A 21,504-nucleotide genomic window follows, 5' to 3' on the forward strand; every position below is an offset into this window, starting at 1 on the left:
GAGCCGACCGGCGCCGCGCCCGGGTGCGCCCGGGCGAGACGGGGGCGGGTGCGCACTACGGTGAGCGCCCGTGTCGGCCCGGTCCCAGAGCAGCCCTGCCCCCGACGGCAGCGGCGGCCCGCTGAAGGTCGGGATCGTCTCGGACTGCTACGTGCCCCGCCTCGGTGGCATCGAGATGCAGGCTCACGACCTGGCTCGCAACCTCCGCGCCCAGGGCCACGACGTGGTCGCGGTGACGCCGACCGCCGGCCCCGACGAGGTCGACGGTGTGCGGGTGCGGCGCATGGACGTCCCGCTGCTGCCCTTCGACGTCCCCTTCACCCCCCGCACCTTCCGGCTGGTCACCGACCTGCTCCTCGAGGAGGAGGTCGACGTCGCCCACTTCCACGGCGGCATCGCCTCGCCGATGGTGTACCTGGCCCTGCGACGGGCGCAGGCGCTCGGGATCCCGAGCGTGGTGACGCTGCACTGCATGTGGAGCTACGCCACCCCGCTCTTCGCCGGTCTCGATCGGGCCGTGGGCTGGTCGCGCTGGCCGATCGTGCTGTCCGCGGTCAGCGACGTGGCCGCCCAGCCGCTGCGCCGCATCGCCGGTCCGGGCCACCCCGTCATCGTGCTCCCCAACGGCATCGACGAGGCGGCCTGGCGCGTTCCGTCCGCTCCTCCTCGGCCCGGGGTGGTGACGCTGGTGTCGGTCATGCGCCTGGCTCCGCGCAAGCGCCCGCTCCAGCTCCTCAAGATCATCCGTCAGGTGAACGAGTCGCTCCCGGTCGACCTCAGCTTGCGCCTCGTCGTCATCGGCGATGGCCCCGAGCTCGGCCAGCTCGAGAAGTACGTGCGCACCAACGGCCTGACCGGCGTCGTCGAGCTGGTGGGACGCCGCACCCGCGACGAGATCAAGGGCTTCTACGCCGCGGCCGATGCCTTCGTCGCTCCGGCCAACCTCGAGTCCTTCGGCATCGCCGCGCTCGAGGCCCGCTGTGCCGGCCTCCCGGTCGTGGCCAAGGCGCGAACCGGCATCCGGGAGTTCGTCGAGCACGGCCGCGAGGGCCTCCTGGCCGTCAGTGACCGCGACATGGTCGATCAGCTGCGGCGCATCGTCGTCGACGCCGATCTGCGCCGCCGGATCGCCGAGCACAACCGTAGGGAGCCGTCACCCGTCGACTGGTCGGTCGTGGTGGGCCGCAATGTCGAGGCGTATCGCCTCGCTATGGCCCGACAGGTTCGGGAGCCGGCACCGCTGGCCGGCGACCGGCGCGGGTGACGCCCCGGGCGATCGCGTAGGCCACGGCGAACACCACCAGCCCGCCCGCCGCGTCGAGCAGGTAGTGGTTGGCGGTGATGACCACCACGTAGATGGTGGCCGCCGGGTAGGCGACGGCGAGGGCCTTGCCCCACCAGGTGCGGACGCGGGGCCAGAAGACCCACATGGCCCAGAACGCCCAGCCGCAGTGCAGCGACGGCATGGCCGCGTACTGGTTCGAGACCGCCTGCAGGGCGGCGGAGTCGAAGGACCAGAAGGTGGGGTACGAGATGAGGGTGTCGACGAACCCGAAGGGTTGGCCCCCGGCGAACTCGTCGAGGAGGCGAGGCGGCATGAGGGGGAAGGTGGCGAAGCCGACCAGGCCGAGCAGGGTGCCGATGGCCAGGGTGTTGCGCCAGAGCGGGTAGTCGTCGGGGTACATCCGGTACAGGAACACGAGCCCCAGCACCGTGACCACGATGTAGGCCGAACCGTAGAAGTAGTTGGCGGCCACGATCATCGGTGTGTACTGCAACGCCCACTCCTGGGCGGGCAGCTCGTGCCAGAGGTTGACCGCCCGTTGCCAGTCGATGACGCGCCGGGCGTTGTCGAACGCCCGCTCGGGTGTCGACGTCGAGAGGTTCCGGGCCGTCTCGTAGACGAGGTAGAGCACCCCGACCAGGAGCAGCTCGCGCCACCAGGCGAGGCTGGAGCCGTCGCTCAGGCGCCGCGCCGCACGGCCGCGCGGATCGGAGGGGACCGACCGGGCGGGCGCGGCCAGGTCGGTCATCGATCAGCCCTCGACGACCTTGAGCAGCTCGCCGGTGCCGGCCAGCACGTAGAGCTCACCGTCGTCGTCCTGGCCGAAGCTGACCAGCGCTCGGCCGGGCACCTGGGCGCCGAGGGAACGCTCGTCGAGCACGACGCCGTTGCGGGCCAGGAGGCCACGGACGTCACCGCCGCAGTAGTCGCCGAAGACGTAGACGCCGTCGAGTGACTCGATCGCCTCCCCCCGATAGACGTAGCCGCCGGTCACCGAGCAATTGTCACCCGAATGGTCGTAGGTGAACAAGGGGTCGACGAGACCGTCAGGGGCATCGCCGTCGCGGTAGGGCCGGTCGCCTTCGAACCAGTCCCACCCGAGGTTGGCGCCGAGACCGGCGCCGTCGGCAGCCGGCAACCAGTTGATCTCCTCGATCTCGTTCTGGCCGACGTCGGCCACCCAGAGGTCGCCGGTGGCGGTGTCGAAGCTGAAGCGCCAGGGGTTGCGGGCCCCGTAGAGGTAGACCTCGGGGGCCCCGCCCTCGCCGTCGGCGAAGGGGTTGGCCTCGGGAACGGCGTAGGGACGGTCGGGGCCTGGTGCCTCCGGGTCGATCCGGGAGATGGCTCCGAGCAGGGTGCCGGGGTCCTGGCCGTTGGCCAGCGGGTCGCCGGCGCCGCCCCCGTCGCCGACCCCGACGTACAAGAAGCCGTCGGGTCCGGTGGCGAGCTGGCCGCCGTTGTGGTTCGGGAACTCGGAGTGGGGGATGGTGAGCAGGACCCGTCGCGACTCCGCGTCGACCCGGGGATCGCCGTCGGGGGACTCCTCGATGCGGTACTCGGCCACCACCACATCGCCGTCCGGGCTGGTGTGGTGGAGGTAGAGCCGCTGGGCGTCGGAGCTGAAGGCGATGCCCAGCAGCCCCTGCTCACCGCCCGCCTCGGTGAGGTCGCCGAGGTCGAGCACGGGCTCGGGGTCGAGCTCGTAGCGGGTCGGCCCGGGCTGCCCGCTCAGCGGATCGGTGCCGGCGGTGCTGTCGACCCGGCGCACGGCCCCGCCCTGCTCGGTGATCCACAGGTCGCTGTGGCCCGGACGGGGCGCCATGGCCGTCGGTTGGTCGAGGCCGTCGACGACGGGGGCCAACGTGATGGTGGTGGTGATCTCGGTCGGACCCGGGCCGGGGTCGGGAGCGGTGGTGTCGGACCCTTCGGACGAGGTGGTGACGGCCGTGGTCGTCGACGCCCCCTCGCCATCGTCGGCTCCGGAGCAGGCGGCGGCGAGCAGGGCGACGACGGCGACGAGGCCGCGCGCACGGGCGGATGGCGAGGTACGGGACGGGGGACGCATCGGCGCCGAGGGTACCGTGCGGCCCGCCACGCACCGTGGCCGCTCACCGAGCGTGGTCTGACAGTTCGGCCGGGGCACGGGTACGCTGCATCGTCCGCCGTCGCGCAGGAGTCGTGCCGTACGTGAGAACCGAGCCCCACACGGCCGACGCCGTGAGCCAGCCACCCGCTGAGGCGAACAGCCTGCTGGCTTCGGTCTTTCTCAAGATCAAGACCAAAGGCCCGCGCTACGTGATGGTGTCGGTCGTCAACGTCATCGTCGGCGCCGGCATGTTGTTCCTGCTCCAGAAGTGGATGCGGCCCACCTACGCCAACGTCACGTCGGTGGCCATCGGTGCGGTCCCCGCCTACTACATGAGCCGGGCGTGGGTCTGGCAGAAGCGGGGCAAGAGCCTGTGGAAGAAGGAGATCCTCCCGTTCTGGATCTTCACCTTCACCGGCCTGATCATGTCCACCGGCTTCATCTCGGTCGCGCAGAACTACACGACCAACCGGGTGGCCATCCTCTTCGTCCAGTTGTCGGCGTTCGGCATCTTGTGGGTGCTGCGCTTCTTCCTCTTCGACAAGCTCTTCCACGTCGAGATCTACGAAGACGACACCCCCGACGAGGCGTGAGCGGGCTCTGGTCGGTGCCGTTCGAGCACGCCCGCACCCCGACGCGATGACCATGGATCCCCGACTCCGTTCGGCGGCCGAGGCCGCCCGTGGGTTCATGCCCCCCGACGAGGGGCTGGCCCTGTACGAGGCCGCCCTCCTCGTGGCGCAGGGTGCGTCGCCGATGCTCGAGATCGGCAGCTACTGCGGCAAGTCCGCCGTCTACCTGGGGGCCGCCGCCCAGGCCCGCGACACCGTGCTGTTCGCCCTCGACCACCACCGGGGCTCCGAGGAGAACCAACCGGGGTGGGAGTGGCACGAGCCGGATCTGGTCGACCCCGAGGTCGGGCGCATCGACACGCTGCCCCGCTTCCGGCGCACGGTGCACGACGCCGGCCTGGAACCGAACGTGGTGGCGATCGTCGGCGACTCGCCCACGGTCGGCTCCCGGTGGCGGATCGAGCTGTCCCTGCTCTTCATCGACGGCGGCCACGGATCGGAGCCGGCGCACCGCGACTACGAGTTGTGGACGCCCTGGGTGGAATCCGGTGGTCTGTTGGCCATCCACGACGTCTTCCCCGACCCTGCCGACGGGGGTCGGCCGCCCTACGAGATCTACTGCCGGGCGCTCGAGTCGGGGCACTTCGACGAGGTCTCGGCGACCGGTTCGCTCCGGCTGCTGCGTCGCGTCTGAGCGTCGGTGGAGTCCTCGCCCCACCCGAGGGGGCGCGGGTGTCCTTGACGGGAGATCGGGCGCATGGTCTCTTAGGTGTAAGAGTCTTGAGCCTGTGATGATGCCGGCGACGGGCATCGGGGGCGGTGCCGAGGGGCGATCCCGCAAGGAGGGGGCGAGGTGGAACGAGAGCTCGAGCGCTACCTCGCCGACCGTGGCCCGACGGGCCTGTTCACCCGCCTGGCCCGCGCCACCTTGCTCGTGGAGGGCTTCCAACACCGCTGCCTCGACCCGTTCGGGCTCCGCTTCATCGACTTCTCGGTGCTCCGGGTGCTCGACCTGGCGGGCGAACCGCACGAGCTGTCCGCGGGGGAGCTCGCCGATCTGACCCTTCGGTCCACGGGGGGCATCACCCAGATCGTCGACCGGCTGGCGGCCGCCGGCCTCGTGGTGCGCCGCCCCGATCCGAGCGACCGCCGCCGAGTGGTGGTCGGCCTCACCGACGCCGGTCTCGACCTCGTGCGCCGGGCCCAGCAGGCCTACGCCCGCGAGAGGGCGCGGGTGCTCGCCCCGCTCGACGACGCCGAGCTCGCCCGCCTCGACGACGCCGTCGGCCGCCTCATCGACGTCCTCGAGGGCGATGCCGCGGTGGAGGTGGCGTCGTGAACGCCGGCCGCAACCAGACGCACGACCAGACGCAGGCGTGCAGCCCGCACGCCACGACACCCAAGGGGAACACCAGGTGAAGAACGGATTCAAGGTCTTCGACGCCGACGCCCACGTCATCTACCCGAAGGACATGTGGCAGCGCTACCTGCCCGAGCGCTTCCGTGATCGCATCGGACTGCGCCAACCCATCGAGGGATGGGAGGCCTACAACCCGGTCACCGTCGACGGGAAGTGGAGCCAGCACGACACGTCGCTCTACGGGCGGTTCCAGCGCTACATCGACTGGACGGCCGACGACATGATCGCCAAGTTCGGCGACTGCGTGACGCGCGGCTTCTCCGGCGACGCGGTGGCCGATGCGCTGCAGATCGACGGCATCGACCTCTCGGTCATCTACGGCCCCGAGTACGACCTGTGGGTCGAGGGCATCGACCCCGAGCTGCAGGCCGCCATGGTGCGCGCCTACAACCAGTGGGGCGCCGACATGCGCGAGGCCTCCGGCAAGCGGGTGCACGTGGCCTCGCCCGTGCCCCTCAACGACGTGAGCCGGGCGGTCGCCGAGATCCGCTACGCCTACGACGAGCTGGGCGTGCGCGCCTTCTGGGCCCGACCCGGCGAGTTCAACAAGCGAACCCTGGGCGACCGCTACTACGACCCCATCTGGGAGCTGATCCAGGACCTCGACGTCACGTTCTCCACCCACGAGTTCATGGGTCTGCGCGGCGTCACCTTCGGTTCCGACCGCTTCCACTCCTACAACGAGTGGCACACCGTGGTGCACCCCTTCGAAGCCATGGGTGCCTGCCTCTCGATGATCACCCACGGTGTCTTCGAGCGGTACCCCCGGCTGCGGGTGGCGTACCTCGAGGCCGGGTGCGGCTGGTTGCCGTCGTGGTTGCACCGCATCGACGAGCACCTCGAGCTGGCCGGCAAGGAGTTCCCCGAGCTCACCATGTCGGCCACCGACTACTTCCGCCGCAACTGCTGGATCTCCACCGAGTGCGAGGACCCGTTCGTCGCCGACGTCATCCGTTGGATGGGCGACGACCGCATCCTGTTCGAGTCCGACTTCCCCCACCCGGACTCCAAGTACCCCCACACCGTCGACGAGTTCCTCGGTCTGCTGCCCGACCAGATCACCGACGAGTCCAAGCGCAAGATCCTCTGGGACAACCCGGTCGACTTCTACCGGTTCCCGGCCTCGCACTACCCCGAGGGCCTGCTCGACGAGCCGGCGTCGGCGTCGGCGTGAGCATCGGCATCCGGCGGCCCCACCAGGCCGTCGACCTCGACGACGTGGTGCGGGCCTTCGAGCCGCCCCCCGAGTACTTCGAGTCGGGCTGGTTCGCCGATCCCGAGGAGATCGAGCGCCGCCAGCTGGTGCGCCTGCGCCAGCGGGCGTTGGCCGCCGAACGGGTCCCCTTCTTCGCCCGTCGGTGGTCCGAGGTCGGGTTCGACCCCCGATCCATCACCTCGCTCGAGGACCTGTGGCGGGCCCCCTCCTACGACGTCGACGACATCCGCCGCAGCATCGAGGCCCACCCGCCGTGGGGTGACTACCAGGCCGTGCTGCCCCACCAGGCGCTGGCCGAGCCGATGCGGGTCTTCATGTCGGGCGGCACGACCGGCAAGAGCCGGCCCACCTTCTACACGCAGTGGGATCGAGAGGTCGGGGCCCTGCTCACCGCCCGCGCCCTCTACGCCCAGGGGATCCGCCCCGGCGACGTGGTGCTCAACGCCTGGGCCTACGGCACCCACAACGGCGCCTTCATCTTCGACGAAGCGCTCCACCGGTGGCTCAACTGCGTCGTCGTCACCACCGGCACCGGCAACGTGACCAGCAGCGAGCGCCAGGTCGAGCTGGCCGTCGAGTACGGCGCCACCGCCATCCTCACCACCGGCGACTACCTGCTGCGCCTCGCCGACGTGGCCGCCGAGATGGGCTACGGACCGGCCGACCTCAAGATCCGGGCACTGCCCAACATCGGCGATCGTGGTCGTCTCGAGTCCACCTTCGACGCCGAGTGCTTCGACAGCTACGGGTTCCACGAGGTGCAGTGGGTCTCGGTCGAGTGCCCGGCGCACGACGGCCTCCACATCTTCGAGGACGCCTTCATCGTGCAGATCGTCGATCCCGAGACCGGTGAGCGCCTGCCCGACGGTGAGCTCGGTTCGATCTGCATCACCGAGCTGTACAAGAGCGGCAGCCCGCAGTTCCGCTACGACATCAAGGACCTCTCCTACCTCTATCCGCGCGAGCGGTGCGCGTGCGGCAGCTGGCTGCGGCGCATGGCCCCCTTCGCCGGCCGGGGCGACAACATGGTCAAGCTCCGCGGGGTGAACGTGTGGCCCGAGGCGGTGGGCGACATCGCCCTGTCGGTGCCGGGTGTGGCCCCGGACTGGTTCGTGCGGGCCGTTCGTCGGGAAGACCGCGACGAGCTGGTGCTCTCGGTGGTGGGCGAGGCGCCGCCCGCGGACTGGCCGCAACTCCAGGGTGCCGTCGAGAGCAAGTTGCGAGACCGCCTGGGCGTGCGTGTCGCGGTCGAGGTCGTGGCGCCCGGCTCGCTCGACGCCCTCACCGGGGCCGGCACCGCCGCCAAGCTGAAGCGGTTCCGTGATGAGCGCTGAGCCGACGGTCGTCGACACCCTGGTCAACTGCTTCCTGCCGTCGCGCCGGGAGGTCTGGCAGGCCGCGATCGCCGACGCCGGCATCCCCCTCAAGATCGTGCGATCGGCCGACGACGACTTCGCCGAGGCCGACGCCATGGTGGCCCGCATGGACGCGCTCGGCATCGCCACCCTCGTGCTCCCGGTCGGCGACGTGGGCCCGCACGGTCGGCTCAGCCCCACCGACTTCGACCACGTGGCCACCCGCTGGGACGAGCTCGAGCGCCTGGTGGACGAGCACCCGGGGCGTTTCGCCGGCCTCCACCTCGTCGACCCCTCCTCCGGCATGGCGGGCGTGGCCGAGGCCCGACGCCGGGCGGGTCGGGACCCTTCCGTGGTGGGCTTCTACCTGCACACCCACAGCTGGGACCGGCCCTTCGACCATGCCGACTACTACCCCTGGTACGCGCTGGCATCGGACCTCGACCTGCCCGTGGCCATGCAGGCCGGCACCTCCGGCGGCCTGATGGCCAGCGCCTGCGGACAGCCGATCGGCATCGATCGGCCGGCCCTGTACTTCCCCGGCACCCGTTTCGTGCTCAGCCACACCGGCTGGCCCTGGGTGCCCGAAGCGGTGGCCATGGCCCTCAAGTTCCCCAACGTGCACCTGGGCACCGGGGCCTACCCACCCCGGCACTGGGACCCGGCGGTGCTGGCGTTCATCGACGGCCCGGGCCGCGACAAGGTGCTGTTCGCCACCAACTTCCCCACCGTCGGCCACCATCGGGCTCTGGCCCAGATCGCCGAGCTCGGCCTCGACCCCGCCACCGAGACCGCCCTCGTCGGCGGCACCGCCCGGCGCGTGTTCAACCGGCTCCCACCCGTCCCGTCACCACCCGAGGAGGCCCCGTGATCGGCAAGGTCTACGCCATCCCACCCCAGCCCCACTCCGAGCGCGACACCCGCCTGGTGCCCGCCGGGGCGGTGACGCTGGGGGTCGAGTACCGCGACCTCGACCCGGAGAAGCTCCGCGCCACCTACGCCGGCAACGACGCCCACCTGGCCGAGCTCGAGGAGACGTCCCCCGAGGGCGGCTTCACCGACGAAGGGGTGTCGATCCACGTCTTCGACGCCGCCGACGGGTGGGAGTACCTCCGCTTCGACGTCTTCGAGGGGGAGCCCCACTACCACTACGTGCACCGCGTGCCCGAGGGGGGCGAAGTGGTCAACAACGTCATCGACTTCGACGAGGTGGCCCACGGCGAGATGCTCCCGTGGGTCCTCGACCGGTTGCGGGGGCGTCTGCCCGAGATGCTGCGCAACGCCGGTGGTGCCGATCTCGCCGCGCGTGTCGATGCCGCCGAGGTCGAACCAGCCGTCGCCGAGGTCGCGGCCCTCGCCGAGGCCGCCCAGGCGCAGGTGCGTGCCTCGCGCTGACGTCGGGAGGTCTCAGGTGGCGGTTGGCGGCCGCGAGCGAGGCCTCGGTCCGGACGGCCCCCAGGCCGAGTGGCACAGCAAGCCCACCATCTCGGCTTCGTAGCGTTCAGGGGTCCAGCCGCTCTCGACGACCAGGGCGTGGTAGGTCTCCGACGAGGTCAGGACGAGCACCAGGTCCACGGCTACGTCACGGTCGAGGTCGTCTCGGAGCGGTGTGGCGGCGGTGACGTCATCGAGTGCGTCCTGCACGTCGGTGCGGCGTCGGTGCTCGTTCTCATCGAGGACCGCATCGAGCTCCGGGTCGCCGAGCGCAGCAGCTCGCAGGACCCGCATGGGTACGGCGACTCGCTCGTTGATGCGCCGCACGGTGGCGAGGTGGATCCGGATCTTCTCGATCGGATCTTCCTCGGCCACCGCCGCCCGCATCTCGGCGCGATCGCGAAGCGCGATCTCCTCGTCGTCCCCCGCGGCTGCGACGTCGATCCATGCCTGGAGGATGGCGGCCTTCGAGCCGAAGCCGGCGTAGATGGTCTCGGCCGACACGCCGCTTCGCTCAGCGATCATCCTCACCGAGGTCGACGCGAAGCCGCGTTCGGAGAAGAGGGAGGCTGCTGCGACGACGACGCGCTGGCGTGTGTCCCGGGCTGCGGCCGCGCGTCGAGAGTTGTCGTACCGGCGCGGCCGCCCCGGACCGGGGGACTCCTGCGACATATTGACAACAGTAGCACTGTAGTGAATAGTTCGTGTCCTCCGGCGAGCGACAGGACCGTGACCATGGATGACGCCCATCGACCCGACCGCACGAGACGCGACGAACCCTGGCTGGTGGGTCGGGAGGTCTCCGTCGACGTCGCCCGACCGGCGGACGACGTCTATGCCCTCGTCAGCGACCCCACCCGCATCGGCGAGTGGAGTCCCGAGTGCCACACCGCGGTCTGGCTGAGCGACGAGCGCGGGGTCGGAGCCCGGTTCAAGGGCACGAACCGCTCGGGCCGCAACCGCTGGAGCCGTGTCTGTGAGGTCGTCGAGGATCGACCCGGGCGTGAGTTCGCCTACCGGACCGTCCCGGGATTCGGTCCGTCGGCCGACTCCTCGGTCTGGCGGTTCTCGGTGCACCCCACCGACGAAGGTTGTCGTCTCACCCAGTCACTGCAACCCGTGAAGCCCCCGCAGCGGTGGTTCCGGCCCATCATCCGACGTTCGATGCCACACCACCTCGACATGCGCGAACAGATGAGGGCAACCCTCGAGGCGATTCGTGCGACGGCCGAGGCAGACACCGAGACCCGACCGCGTTCACGCTGAGCGACGAACCGCAGGGGGCCGTCGGCCCCGACGCCGCTGGCGTGGTCAGTCGGTGGGGTCGGGCAGGCGCTCGTGGGTGTCGAGGTCGACGATGGCCGGCAGGCGGTCGTGGTCGACGAAGAGGTCCCAGGCCGTGCTGGTGCGGCTGAGGGCGTCGGCGGCCAGGACCACGGCGGCGTCGGTGTAGGTGGAGCGCTCGTCGCCGGGGAAGTGCACTTCGTCGGGGAACACGATGCCGGTGAAGTAGTGGCCGTCGTCGTCGCGCAGGGCCTGGGCCCAGGTGAACAGCTCGAGCGCCCGATCGGCGTTGCCCAGCGACAGCTCGGCCATCACGAACTCGCAGGTCTCGGCCGCGGTCACCCAGGGGCGGTCGCTCACGCAGCGCACACCCCGGTCCGGCACCACGAAGGTGTGGCGTCGGGCGGCCAGGCGCTCCTCGGCGTGGTCGGGGTGCAGCACCCCGGCCAGCACCGGGTAGTACCAGTCCATGGCCCAACGGGCCTTGGGGGCGAAGGCATCGGGGATCTCACCGTGGCAGTGGCGACGGATGACCTCGGCCAGCCGGGCCACGCTGAGCTCCCAGTCGGGGCGCTCGTGGCCGAGCAGGTCGGCCACGGCCACCGCGCAGCGCAGGCTGTGGACCATGCTCGACGAGCCGGTGAGCAGGGCGAAGGACCAAGGGGTACCGTCGGCGTGGCGGGCCCAGAGGATCTCACCGCGAGGCGTCTGCAGGTCGAGCACGAAGTCGATGGCCCGCTCGATGGTGGGCCACATGTGCTCGACGAAGCCGCGGTCGCGGTGCAACAGCCAGTGGTGCCACACCCCGGCGGCGGGATAGGCGATGGTGTTGGCGTCGAGCTTGTCCTGCTCGATGCCGTCGGCCAGGTAGTACTGGTGCCACGACCCGGCCTCGTGCTGGATGTCGACGAGCCACTGGTAGGCGTGCTCGGCCTCGGCGCGCATACCGGCCAGGTCGAGGGCCATGGCGGCCTCGGTGTGGTTCCACGGATCGGCGTGGCCGCCGGGGAACCACGGGATCATGCCGGTGGGCAGCTGCCAGTCGGCGATGGCCTCGGCGGTGGCCTTCACCTGCTCCGCGGTGATGACACCGGGGACGGCGGGGATGACGAGCTCAGACACGGACGGTGCTCCGGACGGGCTTGGTGGCGTACACGACGAGGGACTTGCCCAGCACCGGGTTCAACACCCGTTCGGTGACGCGGGTGACCGCGGGCGCCGACGTGATGTCCCACTCGAGCAGCCGGGTGTAGGCGCGCACCAGCGGGTGGGTGTCGTTGGTGGGGCCGACCGCGCAGCGCAGCCACCAGTAGGGGGCGTGGAGGGCGTGGGCCAGGTGGGCGCCGCCCGGGTCGAGGCCGGCGCCCTGCATCTTGCGGCGCAGCTCGCCCTCGGTGTAGATGCGCACGTGCCCGCCCTCGACGAACGGGGCGTGGTACTCCTCCGAGATCGCCCAGCAGAGCTTCTCGGGGAGCCAGGCGGGGATGGTGACGGCCATGGTGCCACCGGGGCGCAGCACCCGGGTGAGCTCGTCGAGCGCGGCGAGGTCGTCGGGGACGTGCTCCATGACCTCCGACGCGATGATGCGATCGAAGCTCCCGTCGGCGAAGGGCAGCCGGGTGGCGTCGCCGTTGACCGCACAGGCCAGCAGGTCGGGAGCCGCTTCCCCAGCCGACTGCAGCGCGGCGAACGTCTCGGTGGTGGCCGCCAACTCGGGGACGGCCATGTCGCAGGCCACCACCCGGGCGCCGCGGCGGAGGGCCTCGAAGGCGTGGCGACCGAAGCCGCAGCCGAGGTCGAGGAGGCGGTCGCCGGCGCGCAGGCCCAGGCGGTCGTAGTCGGCGGTGAGCATCAGGCCTCGGTGATCGACGTGACGCCGGGTCGGGCTCGCCGGTAGCGCGGCGCCTGCCCGGCACCGCCGGGACGACGGGCCTGGACGTGGGCCGTCTCGGCCAGGAGGGCCCGGTACTGCTCGACGGTGCCGACCGCGGTGTGTCGCCAGGTCCAGCGCTCGATGACGCGTTGGCGCCCGGCGGCGCCGATGCGGGCCCGCAGCTCGGCGTCGTCGAGGGCCAGGGCGATCTTGGTGGTGAGGGCCTCGACGTCGCCGGGGGGCACCACGAGGGCCGTCTCGTTGTCGGGGCCGACGACCTCGGGCAGGGCTCCACCGGTCGTGGCCACGAGGGGCACGCCGCACGACATGGCCTCGATGGCGGGGAGGGAGAAGCCTTCGTAGAGCGAGGGGACCACCGCCACCTCGGCCTCGGAGTAGAGCTCGATGATGCGCTGGTCGGGCACCCCGGTGACGAACGTGACGGCATCGCGCAGCCCCAGCTCGTCGATGATGCGAGCCGACGGGCCGCCTTCCTTGAGCCGACCGATGACCAACAGCTCGACGTGGCGTTCGGTGCGCAGCTTGGCCACCGCCTCGAGCAGGTAGCGCAGGCCCTTCATGGTGACATCGGCGCTGGCGGTGGTGATCAGGCGGCCCTTGATGCGACCCACCTCGGGCAGCGGCCGGAAGAGGTCCTGGTCGACGCCCACCGGCACCACGTGGAGGCGGTCGAGGGGCACACCGTGGTCGGCGTGGATGTCGGCGAGGGAGTTCTGCGAGACGGTGATCACCCTCGGCAGCTGGTTGGCGACCCGGCTCTGCATCTTGGTGAACCCGTACCAGCGGCCCTTGGAGAGGCGCTTCCACGGGTTCTCGGCATGCTCCATCTCGAGGCGCCGGTCGACGGTGATCGGGTGGTGGACGGTGGCCAGCACCGGGAGCCCCGCCCGTTGCAGCCCCAGCAGCCCGTATCCGAGGGACTGGTTGTCCTGGACGAGGTCGAAGTCGTTGATGCGCCGGCGCAGGTGCTGGTAGGCCCGCACGCTGAAGGCGAGGGGCTCCGAGAAGCTGCCGCCCATGAAGTTGGCGACCTCGACGAAGTCGCCCCAGGTCTTGACCTCCCAGGGCCCGGGCAGGCGCATGGGGAACTGGTCGTTGTAGATGTCGAGGCTGGGCAGCTCGACGAGGGGGACCCGCTCGTCGACGATCGGGAAGGGCTGCCCGCTGAGCACCTCGACCTCGTGGCCGAGGTCGCTCAACGCCTTGGAGAGGTGCCGGGTGTAGACGCCCTGACCGCCCACGTGAGGCTTGCCGCGATAGGTGAGGAAGGCGATGCGCAGCGGTAGGTCGCCGTCGGCGGCGGTGGCCACCGATCGCCGGGGCGCGACGGAGGGGTTCGGTGGCGTGGAGCGGTCGGACATGAGCCTGCAAGTCTCCCCGTTGGGATGACCGAGGGTCAAGCCTGGGAGGGCTCCCGGGCCGGGGAACGCCGCAGGTCAGCGGGGCTGTCGGCGGCGGCTGGAGTGCCGGGGGGCGTCCTCGCGTGGGCGGGCGCCGGACCTCGGCGGGGGCTGGGAGACTCGGCGGCATGCGTGCAGTGGTGCAACGGGTGACGAGTGCGTCGGTGACCGTCGACGGTGAGGTGGTCGGTGCGATCGGGCGCGGGCTCTGCGCTCTCGTCGGGGTGACCCACGACGACGACGTCGGCCGGGCCGAGCAGCTGGCCGGCAAGGTCTGGCAGCTGCGGATCTTCCCCGACGACGAGGGCCGCATGGACCGCTCGGCCGAGGAGGTCGGCGGCGAGATCCTGGTGATCTCGCAGTTCACCCTGTACGGCGACACCCGCAAGGGCCGCCGTCCCGGTTGGGGGGCGGCGGCCCCTGGTCCGGTGGCCGAACCGCTGGTGGAGGCGGTGGCCGACGCCCTGCGGGCCCGGGGCGCCACCGTCGCCACCGGGCGCTTCGGGGCCGACATGCAGGTCGCGCTGGTCAACGACGGTCCTGTCACCTTGGTGCTCGAGCTCTGAGCCCGGTCGTACCCGCGGCGAAGCGAAACCCCTCGGGTCGGGCCGGTGGGCGGCTCTACTGTCGGCGGGTGCTCCGCGCCCGCGACGTCTCGCGTTCCTATGGAGGGCTGACCGTCCTCGACCACGTCGACCTCACCGTCGACGGCGCTGACCGGGTCGGTGTCATCGGTCGCAACGGCATCGGCAAGTCCACGCTGCTGCGACTGCTCGCCGGGCTCGACCGGCCCGACGTCGGCGCGATCGAGCGGGCGCCGGGCGACCTCACCGTCGCCTTGTTGCCCCAGGAGCCCGACGCTCGACCGGGGGAGACGCTGTCCGCCTACCTGGCCCGCCGCACGGGCGTGGCCGAGGCGTCCTCGCAGCTCGACCGGTGGACGGCTGCGCTGGCCGAGGACCCGGAGGTGATCGCCCAGTACTCCCACGCCCTCGACCACTTCCTCGCCCTGGGTGGCGCCGACTTCGAACACCGGTCGGCCCAGGTGGTCGAGGAGGTGGGCCTGGCGTCGGCGCCCTTCGACCAGCAGACCGCCACCCTCTCCGGAGGCGAGGCCGCCCGCGCCGCGCTGGCTGCGATCCTGCTCACCCGGGTGGACGTCCTCTTGCTCGACGAGCCCACCAACAACCTCGACTTCGCCGGTCTCGACCTGCTCGAGTCCTTCCTCGACGGGTTCGCGGGTGCGGCCGTGGTCGTGTCCCACGACCGGGCCTTCCTCGACCGGGCCGTCCACCGCATCGTCGAGGTCGACGAACGGCGGCGTCACCTGGTGGAGTACGCGGGCGGGTGGTCGGACTACGTCGAGGCACGGGCCTTGGCCCGTCGCCAGCAGTACCAGGCCCACGGCGACTACGTCGCCGAACGGGACCGTCTCCGCGACCGGCAGCGGCGACAGCTGCAGTGGTCGCAGAAGGGCGTGCGGGCGGCCAGGAGCGGTGGGGAGACCGACAAGCACCTCCGGGCCCGCAAGGTCGCCCGCAGCGAGAAGGAGGCCGGCAAGGTCCGCGCCACCGAGCGTCGCCTCGCCCGTCTGGAGGTGGTCGACAAGCCGTGGGAGGGGTGGCGTCTCGATCTGCGGTTGAGCCCGGCGGCCCGCAGTGGCGACGTGGTCGCCCGCCTCGACGCCGCCGTGGTCCAACGGGGAGGGTTCCGCCTGGGCCCGGTGGACCTCGAGATCGCCTGGCAGGAGCGGGTGGCGATCGTGGGCGCGAACGGCACCGGCAAGTCCACCCTGTTGGCCGCCCTGCTCGGCAGGGCCCCGCTCGCCTCGGGTCGGCGCTGGGTGGGTCCGGGCGTGGTGGTGGGCGAGATGGACCAGGCCCGCACCGCCTTCGACGGCGAGCGTTCGGTCGTCGCCGTGGTGCAGGACCGCACCGGCCTCCCGCTCAGCGAGGCCCGGTCGCTGCTGGCCAAGTTCGGTCTCGGGGCCGATCACGTGGGCCGGACCGGCGCCGACCTCTCCCCGGGCGAGCGCAGCCGGGCGGTGCTCGCCACCCTGATGGCCGAGGGCGTGAACTGCCTGGTCCTCGACGAGCCCACCAACCACCTCGATCCCGAGGCCATCGAACAGCTCGAGACGGCCCTCGAGGCCTACACGGGGACGCTGGTGGTGGTGAGCCACGATCGCCGGTTCCTGGAGCGCCTGGCGGTGGAACGGGTCGTGGAGGTCGAGGCGTGGGCCGGCCGGTCGGGGGAGCCCGCCGCCGAGGGCTGAGCCGGGCGGACCGGACCGAACGCGACCGGCGCCGGCCGTCAGCTTCGGCCGGGTCAGCTCGGGTCGAGGACCACGTCGTCCTCGTCGGGGCTCCCCGTGGGCGACGTCGTCCGACGGGCCAGCACCCAGGCGGCGACCACCAGCAGGCCTCCGAGCCCCACCACCGGCAGCGGCCCGATCCGGGTGGCGATGGTCAGGCCCTCGCGCCGCTCGATCGTCTCCTCCAGGACCCGGCGCTCGCTGACCCCCGTGCGGGCCACGACCTCGCCCTCGGGGGTCACCACCGCGCTGAACCCGGTCGGGGCGGCCTGCAGCACCCACCGGCCGGTCTCGATGGCCCGCAGCCGACTCGAGGCCACCTGCTGGCTCTGGACCTGGGTCAGCCAGTACGACGACCCGTTGGTGGGGTTCAACACGGCCTGCCCCCCGAACTCCACGCCCTCTCGGACCCGGTCGGTGAAGAAGATCTCCCAGGAGATGGCCAGGCTGAAGGGGCCCGCCGGCGTCTCGAGCACGGCGGGCTCCTCGCCGATGACGGCGTCGCGACGGGTGAGCGATGCCGAGCCGGCCACCGACTCGACCAGCGATCGGAAGGGCACGTACTCGCCGAACGGCACCCGCCGCACCTTGTCGTAGCGATCCCCGAGGTCGCCGTCGGCGTCGTAGACGGCGGCGAAGTTGGTGAAGCGCTCGGCGTCGACGCCTTCCGTGGCCCCGATGACGAGCGTCGTGTCGAGGCGGCGGGCCAGGGCGACGAGCTCTCGGTGCTCGCGGCTGTCGGTCAGGGGGCCCTCCACGCTGATCACGTTCTCGGGCCACAGCACGAGGTCGACGGGTGTGGTCACGTCGTCGCTGGCCTCGAGGTGGCGCTGGAACACCTCCCAGGGGTCGGTGTCGGCGGCTCTCGTGCGTTGGGGGCCGCCTCCTTGGACCAGGGCCACCGTGAGGTCGCCGACCGCCTCGCCCCGGGGGGCGACCGACGCGAGACCCCACAGGACGGCGACGCCCACCACCAGCGCGCCGGCGACCCCCCAGCGGCGCTCCCATGCGGCCGAGAGCGCCACCCCCACCACGCCGACGGCGAGCACCACGCCGATGGCGCTGCCGACGCGGGCCACCTGCCCGAGGGGGGCGGCCGCCTGGCTCATGGCGGTGGTGGCCAACGGCACCCCGCCGAAGGGGAACGACCAGCGGGCAGCCTCGCAGAGCACCAGCGCGCCCGGGAGGGCCAGCCAGCGCACCCAGGGGCGACCGGGGGGCGAGGGGACCAGGGCCCCGGCGACACCCACGTAGGCGCCGAAGAGGGCGCCGGCGACGAGGTACCCGGGAGCGGTGAGGTCCCACATCCACAAGGTGGCGGGCATCAACCAGACCGCGCCGAGGAGCCAGGACCGCAGGAAGCGGGAGCGGGCGGTGCGCCCGGCGATCGCCCGGTCCCACAGGGCGACCCCGACGAAGGCCGCCGGCCACCACCCCCACGGCGGGACCGACGCCGCCAGGCAGAGCCCGCCGAGGAAGGCCAGCGACAGGCCGCGGGCCCGATCGGACACGGCGGGGAGGGTGAGGGCGGGCACGGCGCACCATCATGGCGCGGCGACGAGGTGCGGCCCCGTCGCCGTCGCGGCGGGTTCGCTGCGGTGGGGCCGGGCCGATCGGCCCCGCCGGCGCGAGGACCTCCGGTGGGCGCTCGGCGCTACGAGGCGCCGGGCGTGGAGGTGGTGGTGGCGCCGGCGATGATGCGCGGCGGCAACAGGGCGGCACCGACGTCGTCGTAGGAGAGCACCTCGGCGTCGACGGTGATCGGATCCGACAGTCGGAACTCGAGCGTGAGGCTCACCGTCTCGCCCACGGCCGGTGCTCGCCCATCGGTGGTGGTCAACAGGAGCTGGTCGTCGCCGGGCTGCAGGCGGGTCTCCTCGAAGCCACCGACCCGCAGCGACGCGGTCGGCTCGAGGGCCTCCTGGTCGGTGGCGCCGTCGATCACGCGCCGTTGGAGGGTCACCTCACCGGCCGGCGAGGTGACCGCCACCAGGTCGTCACTGCCGCCGTCGTTCTCGAGCACCAGGTAGGCACCGGCGGGGTCGGCGTCGGCCCCGACGAGCGCGGTGGTGACGCGCACCTCGGGAGGGGTGGTGCCGAACGGGCTGACGATGGCCACCACCACGAGCAGGGCGATGCCGCCGAGCACGACCAGGGCCGGGGCCCAGCGGCGTAGGGGACCGGCCGGGGGCCGATCGGCGGTGGGGGAATCGGAGGTCGTCATGGTGCCCACGATCCTCGCCCACCCCGGGGGTGCGGGTCAGATCGCGGCGCAGGGCCGTGGGAGGATGCCGCCATGGTCCCCGACGCACCGTTCGAGCGGCCCTCCTCCGCCGCGTCGGACGCCGCGCGGCTGCGGCCGGCCTCGGAGGGGCGTGAGCGGGCCGCCATGGCGGCGGTGCTCGAGGTGGCCGACCACGTCGGCCTCGACGCGGAGGCCGCCGGCATCTGGCGGGCCGGGTCGTCGGTGCTGGTGGGGCTGCCCGTGGCCCGGGTGCTCGGGCGGGTCGACGACCCCCGGCGGGTCGATGCCGCCTGCCGCCAGGTCATCGCGTCCGAGGTGATGGCCGAGCGCGGGGTGCCGGCCATCACCCTCACCGGCCCGGCCGACCAGCCCGTGCTCACCGAGGCCGGTCCGGTGACGCTGTGGCGCTGGCTCGACGCCCATGGTGTCGAGGCCTCGCCCGAAGGCCTGGGGCGCCTGGCGCGCCGGCTGCACGACGCCACCCGGGGCGGGGTCGAAGGGGTGGCGCCCTACGACCCGCTCACCGCGGTCGCCGCCGAGTTGGAGCGCGCTGCGGAGCTGGGCCTCACCGACGAGCGCGACCTCGGTCTGCTCGACGGTCACATCGCCCGGCTCCGGGCCACCTGGCCCGCGCCGGAGGACGACCCACTGGGGGTGGCCGTGGTGCACGGAGACCTCCACCGCGACAACGCCATCGTCACCGACGAGGGCCTCGTCCTGGCCGATCTCGAGCTGGCAGGCGTGGGCCCGGCCGCGGCCGACCTCGTCCCCCACGTCGTGGCGGTGCGGCGCTACGACGCCAGTCCCCGCGTCCTCGAGGAGCTCATGCAGGGCTATGGCCGAGAGCTGCACGTGTGGCCGGGCCTGGAGGTGATGGTCGAGGCCTACGAGCTGTGGGTCACCGCGTGGTCGGTGGCCAACCGGGGTGGCTCCGCCGTGTTGGCGGCCGAGGCCGAGGTCCGCCTCGACCACTGGCGCCCGGGCCGGGACTCGTCGCGGCCCTGGTCGTTGCGCTGAGCCTCGGGCTCGCGGTGTCAGACCCCTGGCGGGGGCTGGTGGGGGACACGCCCGTCGGCGAGGGCGTCGAGCCACGCGGCGAGGGGGGCGAGCAGGGCTGGCCCCAGGCGATGGCTGCCGGCGACCTCTTGCCATGAGGTGACGGCGCCGCGGCGGTGGAGGGCCTTGGCCGCGGCGCGACCGCGCAGGGGGTCGACCATGTCGTCGTCGCGGCCGTGGGCCACGAGCACCGGCCGGCCGTGGGCCCGGGAGAGGTCGAGCTCGTCGTCGTCACGGTGCACGAGGTAGCCCGCCAGCAGGGCCACCGCGGCCGGAGGCGGGCCGAGCCGGGGGTCGAGCGCCGTGGCCAGGGCGGTGGCCCCTCCCTGGGAGTACCCCACCAGCACGACCTCCTCGCGCGACACCCCGCAGCGTCCGGCCACGTCGTCGAGGGCCCGATCGACCGCCGACACGGCTCGGGTGACGCCCTCGGGGTCGGGCCCGTCGGTGTCGACCGTGTACCACATCGGCCCCGCCGGACCCGGCCACGCCGGTTCGGCCACGGCGACGGTCCAGCGTTCGTCGGGGTCGATCAGGTGCAACCGGCGGGTGATGACGGCGCTGGTGTCGCCGTAGCCGGGTAGGACGAGCACGGCCCGCCCCGTAGAGGGCGGACCGTGGTAGCTGAGCTCGGGGGTGACGGGACCGGGTCCGCTCAGCGGATCCGTCCGTAGCCCGAGGGCGCCTTCCACCAACCGTCGAGGTTGGTGATGCCGACGCCCTTCAGCGAGCCGAAGGCGTGCACCAAGGTGTTGGGCCCGATGGCCAGGGCCACGTGCTCGGAGCCACCGGAGCCCCAGAAGACCAGGTCGCCGGCCTGCACCTGCGAGCGCGAGATGCGGGTGGTGGCGTTGTACTGGGCGCCGCTGTAGTGCGGCAGGGAGATGCCGACCTGGCTGAAGGCCCACACGAGGAGCCCGGAGCAGTCGAAGCTGTTGGGGCCGGAAGCGCCCCAGACGTAGGTGGAGTTGCCGGCCTTGCTCACGGCGAGGTCGATGGCGCCCTGGATGCCCGAGCGGACCGGTCCGGGGTCCGCCGGTGCCGGAGCAGGCGTGCTCGGGGCGGTGGGGGCCGTCGGGGCCGTCGGGGCGGGGGGCGCCGTGGGCGCCTCCGGGCGGGGGGCCTGCGTCGAGCTCGAACGCTGCGAGGTCGACTGGCTGGAACGGGCCTGCTGCTGTTGCTGCTGGGCGGCAGCCTCGGCCTGGGCCTGGCGGGCCGCTTCCTCGGCGGCTCGGGCCGCGGCCTGGCGCTGGCGCTCCTGCTCCTCGGCGACCAGCCCGGCCAGCTCGCCCTGGACCCGCTCGTTGATGGCGCGCTGGGCCTCGGTGGCGGAGGCCACCTCGTCGCGCTTCTCGGCGATGCGGCGGGTGATGGCCTCGGCCTCGGCCTGGGCCTGCTCGAGCGCCTTGGTCTCGTCCTCGGCCTGGCGGCGCATGGCGCTGAGGCTGTCGACGAGGTCGGAGCGGTTGCCGGTGGTGACCGTGATGTAGGACTGCTTGGCCGGGGCGGTGTCGGCCTCGGTGGTGAGCACCGCGTTGAGGACGGGGTCCTCGCCGCCGGTCTGGTAGGCCTTCACCGCGAAGGTGCGCAGCTCGCTGCGACGCTGCTCGAGCTCGGCGTTGGTGTGCTCGACGCGGGCTCGGGCCTCGCCCACCTGCTCCTCGGCCTGGTGCAGCTCGTAGCTGGCGGCCTCGGCCTCGGCGTTGAGGGTCATGAGGCGGTTGTCGAGCTCGGTGAGCTCGGCCGCCACCTCGGCGGCCTCGGCGCGCTTGTCGGAGATCGACGACTGGGCGCTGGCCGGCAGGCCGCCGGCGACGGGGACGGCGAGGATGCCGGCGACGACGATGCCGGAGAGGACCTTGCGGTTTCGACGGGTTGCCCGGGGGCTTCGTTCGGTTCGCATTGTTGCGGAATCTTTACAGCCTGACCTCGAATGCGCAACA

General features: G+C 72.3%; 22 protein-coding genes. 12 read left to right on the plus strand and 10 right to left on the minus strand.

All coding sequences use genetic code 11. The features are described 5' to 3' along the window. Positions 1–70: 70 nt before the first annotated feature. On the plus strand, positions 71–1,264 hold the full coding sequence (locus LUW87_RS13025) for a glycosyltransferase family 4 protein (RefSeq protein WP_232671609.1): 1,194 nt from the start codon (positions 71–73) through the stop codon (positions 1,262–1,264). Here LUW87_RS13025 and LUW87_RS13030 read toward each other — a convergent pair. Both LUW87_RS13030 and LUW87_RS13035 read right to left on the minus strand, forming a co-directional pair. Continuing rightward, on the minus strand, positions 1,209–2,033 hold the full coding sequence (locus LUW87_RS13030; RefSeq protein ID WP_232671610.1) for a phosphatase PAP2 family protein: 825 nt from the start codon (positions 2,031–2,033) through the stop codon (positions 1,209–1,211). The genes LUW87_RS13025 and LUW87_RS13030 overlap by 56 nt on opposite strands. Positions 2,034–2,036: 3 nt before the next feature. Beyond that, on the minus strand, positions 2,037–3,350 hold the full coding sequence (locus LUW87_RS13035) for a PQQ-dependent sugar dehydrogenase (protein WP_232671611.1): 1,314 nt from the start codon (positions 3,348–3,350) through the stop codon (positions 2,037–2,039). Positions 3,351–3,463: 113 nt separating this feature from the next. Here LUW87_RS13035 and LUW87_RS13040 point away from each other — a divergent pair, with 113 nt between their 5' ends. From LUW87_RS13040 to LUW87_RS13070, 7 genes are all read left to right on the plus strand, one after another. After that, complete coding sequence (locus LUW87_RS13040) at positions 3,464–3,964, plus strand: GtrA family protein (protein ID WP_232671612.1); 501 nt, start codon at positions 3,464–3,466, stop codon at positions 3,962–3,964. A 52-nt stretch (positions 3,965–4,016) separates the two neighbouring features. After that, positions 4,017–4,637 carry a class I SAM-dependent methyltransferase gene (locus tag LUW87_RS13045; RefSeq protein ID WP_232671613.1) on the plus strand — a complete coding sequence of 207 codons (621 nt, stop codon included), beginning with the start codon at positions 4,017–4,019 and terminating at the stop codon, positions 4,635–4,637. Between the two features lie 159 nt (positions 4,638–4,796). Next, the gene (locus LUW87_RS13050; RefSeq protein ID WP_232671614.1) at positions 4,797–5,282 is read left to right on the plus strand and encodes a MarR family winged helix-turn-helix transcriptional regulator; all 486 of its coding nucleotides are present in this window, start codon (positions 4,797–4,799) and stop codon (positions 5,280–5,282) included. A gap of 76 nt (positions 5,283–5,358) precedes the next feature. Beyond that, the gene (locus LUW87_RS13055) at positions 5,359–6,537 is read left to right on the plus strand and encodes an amidohydrolase family protein (RefSeq protein ID WP_232671615.1); all 1,179 of its coding nucleotides are present in this window, start codon (positions 5,359–5,361) and stop codon (positions 6,535–6,537) included. Then, positions 6,534–7,913 (plus strand): phenylacetate--CoA ligase family protein, encoded by a 1,380-nt coding sequence (locus LUW87_RS19330; protein ID WP_232671616.1) that lies wholly within the window; start codon positions 6,534–6,536, stop codon positions 7,911–7,913. Before LUW87_RS13055 ends, LUW87_RS19330 begins: the two co-directional genes overlap by 4 nt. Continuing rightward, positions 7,903–8,805: an amidohydrolase family protein gene (locus LUW87_RS13065; protein WP_232671617.1), complete on the plus strand. Its 903-nt coding sequence runs from the start codon at positions 7,903–7,905 to the stop codon at positions 8,803–8,805. The genes LUW87_RS19330 and LUW87_RS13065 overlap by 11 nt, the downstream gene beginning before the upstream one ends. Continuing rightward, complete coding sequence (locus tag LUW87_RS13070) at positions 8,802–9,329, plus strand: DUF7700 domain-containing protein (RefSeq protein ID WP_232671618.1); 528 nt, start codon at positions 8,802–8,804, stop codon at positions 9,327–9,329. Before LUW87_RS13065 ends, LUW87_RS13070 begins: the two co-directional genes overlap by 4 nt. Positions 9,330–9,341: 12 nt before the next feature. On the opposite strand, the gene LUW87_RS13075 is transcribed toward LUW87_RS13070, so the two are convergent. Beyond that, positions 9,342–10,118, minus strand: coding sequence for a TetR/AcrR family transcriptional regulator (locus LUW87_RS13075; RefSeq protein WP_346742547.1), 777 nt, complete (start codon positions 10,116–10,118; stop codon positions 9,342–9,344). Between LUW87_RS13075 and LUW87_RS13080 the strand changes: the two genes are divergently transcribed. After that, positions 10,104–10,634, plus strand: coding sequence for an SRPBCC family protein (locus LUW87_RS13080; RefSeq protein WP_232671620.1), 531 nt, complete (start codon positions 10,104–10,106; stop codon positions 10,632–10,634). The two genes, LUW87_RS13075 and LUW87_RS13080, sit on opposite strands and share 15 nt — an antisense overlap. Positions 10,635–10,679: 45 nt before the next feature. Here the strand turns inward: LUW87_RS13080 and LUW87_RS13085 are convergent, their stop codons facing one another. From LUW87_RS13085 to LUW87_RS13095, 3 genes are read right to left on the minus strand one after another with little or no spacing between them, the layout of a single operon-like run. Continuing rightward, entirely contained in the window at positions 10,680–11,774 is a 1,095-nt protein-coding gene (locus tag LUW87_RS13085; protein ID WP_232671621.1) for a prenyltransferase/squalene oxidase repeat-containing protein, read from the minus strand. Then, positions 11,767–12,504: a class I SAM-dependent methyltransferase gene (locus tag LUW87_RS13090; RefSeq protein WP_232671622.1), complete on the minus strand. Its 738-nt coding sequence runs from the start codon at positions 12,502–12,504 to the stop codon at positions 11,767–11,769. Before LUW87_RS13090 ends, LUW87_RS13085 begins: the two co-directional genes overlap by 8 nt. Continuing rightward, a complete protein-coding gene (locus LUW87_RS13095) occupies positions 12,504–13,907 on the minus strand; it encodes a glycosyltransferase family 4 protein (RefSeq protein ID WP_232671623.1) in 1,404 nt (467 codons plus the stop codon). The genes LUW87_RS13090 and LUW87_RS13095 overlap by 1 nt, the downstream gene beginning before the upstream one ends. Positions 13,908–14,074: 167 nt before the next feature. On the opposite strand from LUW87_RS13095, the gene dtd reads away from it, so the two are divergent. Together dtd and LUW87_RS13105 are read left to right on the plus strand one after the other, a co-directional pair. Beyond that, on the plus strand, positions 14,075–14,512 hold the full coding sequence (gene dtd, locus LUW87_RS13100; protein WP_232671624.1) for a D-aminoacyl-tRNA deacylase: 438 nt from the start codon (positions 14,075–14,077) through the stop codon (positions 14,510–14,512). Between the two features lie 68 nt (positions 14,513–14,580). Beyond that, a complete protein-coding gene (locus LUW87_RS13105; RefSeq protein WP_232671625.1) occupies positions 14,581–16,221 on the plus strand; it encodes an ABC-F family ATP-binding cassette domain-containing protein in 1,641 nt (546 codons plus the stop codon). A gap of 53 nt (positions 16,222–16,274) precedes the next feature. Here LUW87_RS13105 and lnt read toward each other — a convergent pair whose 3' ends face one another. Then, positions 16,275–17,795, minus strand: coding sequence for an apolipoprotein N-acyltransferase (lnt, locus tag LUW87_RS13110; protein WP_232671626.1), 1,521 nt, complete (start codon positions 17,793–17,795; stop codon positions 16,275–16,277). Between the two features lie 119 nt (positions 17,796–17,914). After that, complete coding sequence (locus tag LUW87_RS13115) at positions 17,915–18,484, minus strand: copper chaperone PCu(A)C (protein WP_232671627.1); 570 nt, start codon at positions 18,482–18,484, stop codon at positions 17,915–17,917. A gap of 72 nt (positions 18,485–18,556) precedes the next feature. On the opposite strand from LUW87_RS13115, the gene LUW87_RS13120 reads away from it, so the two are divergent. Then, the gene (locus LUW87_RS13120; RefSeq protein WP_232671628.1) at positions 18,557–19,522 is read left to right on the plus strand and encodes an aminoglycoside phosphotransferase family protein; all 966 of its coding nucleotides are present in this window, start codon (positions 18,557–18,559) and stop codon (positions 19,520–19,522) included. Between the two features lie 17 nt (positions 19,523–19,539). On the opposite strand, the gene LUW87_RS13125 is transcribed toward LUW87_RS13120, so the two are convergent. Together LUW87_RS13125 and LUW87_RS13130 are read right to left on the minus strand one after the other, a co-directional pair. Then, complete coding sequence (locus LUW87_RS13125) at positions 19,540–20,154, minus strand: alpha/beta hydrolase (RefSeq protein WP_232671629.1); 615 nt, start codon at positions 20,152–20,154, stop codon at positions 19,540–19,542. A gap of 62 nt (positions 20,155–20,216) precedes the next feature. Next, complete coding sequence (locus LUW87_RS13130) at positions 20,217–21,464, minus strand: C40 family peptidase (protein WP_232671630.1); 1,248 nt, start codon at positions 21,462–21,464, stop codon at positions 20,217–20,219. Positions 21,465–21,504: the final 40 nt, after the last annotated feature.

The organism is Rhabdothermincola salaria (assembly GCF_021246445.1).
Taxonomy (GTDB): domain Bacteria; phylum Actinomycetota; class Acidimicrobiia; order Acidimicrobiales; family Acidimicrobilacustridaceae; genus Rhabdothermincola_A; species Rhabdothermincola_A salaria.

What these genes read in the sequence shown, in the direction of transcription:
- LUW87_RS13120 (WP_232671628.1), top strand. Translation starts at nt 18,557, where the DNA reads ATGGTCCCCGACGCACCGTTCGAGCGGCCCTCCTCCGCCGCGTCGGAC.
- LUW87_RS13035 (WP_232671611.1), bottom strand. Translation starts at nt 3,350, where the DNA reads ATGCGTCCCCCGTCCCGTACCTCGCCATCCGCCCGTGCGCGCGGCCTC.
- LUW87_RS13090 (WP_232671622.1), bottom strand. Translation starts at nt 12,504, where the DNA reads ATGCTCACCGCCGACTACGACCGCCTGGGCCTGCGCGCCGGCGACCGC.
- LUW87_RS13080 (WP_232671620.1), top strand. Translation starts at nt 10,104, where the DNA reads ATGGATGACGCCCATCGACCCGACCGCACGAGACGCGACGAACCCTGG.
- LUW87_RS13065 (WP_232671617.1), top strand. Translation starts at nt 7,903, where the DNA reads ATGAGCGCTGAGCCGACGGTCGTCGACACCCTGGTCAACTGCTTCCTG.
- LUW87_RS13130 (WP_232671630.1), bottom strand. Translation starts at nt 21,464, where the DNA reads ATGCGAACCGAACGAAGCCCCCGGGCAACCCGTCGAAACCGCAAGGTC.
- LUW87_RS13030 (WP_232671610.1), bottom strand. Translation starts at nt 2,033, where the DNA reads ATGACCGACCTGGCCGCGCCCGCCCGGTCGGTCCCCTCCGATCCGCGC.
- LUW87_RS13075 (WP_346742547.1), bottom strand. Translation starts at nt 10,118, where the DNA reads ATGGGCGTCATCCATGGTCACGGTCCTGTCGCTCGCCGGAGGACACGA.
- LUW87_RS13045 (WP_232671613.1), top strand. Translation starts at nt 4,017, where the DNA reads ATGGATCCCCGACTCCGTTCGGCGGCCGAGGCCGCCCGTGGGTTCATG.
- LUW87_RS13115 (WP_232671627.1), bottom strand. Translation starts at nt 18,484, where the DNA reads ATGACGACCTCCGATTCCCCCACCGCCGATCGGCCCCCGGCCGGTCCC.
- LUW87_RS13095 (WP_232671623.1), bottom strand. Translation starts at nt 13,907, where the DNA reads ATGTCCGACCGCTCCACGCCACCGAACCCCTCCGTCGCGCCCCGGCGA.
- dtd (WP_232671624.1), top strand. Translation starts at nt 14,075, where the DNA reads ATGCGTGCAGTGGTGCAACGGGTGACGAGTGCGTCGGTGACCGTCGAC.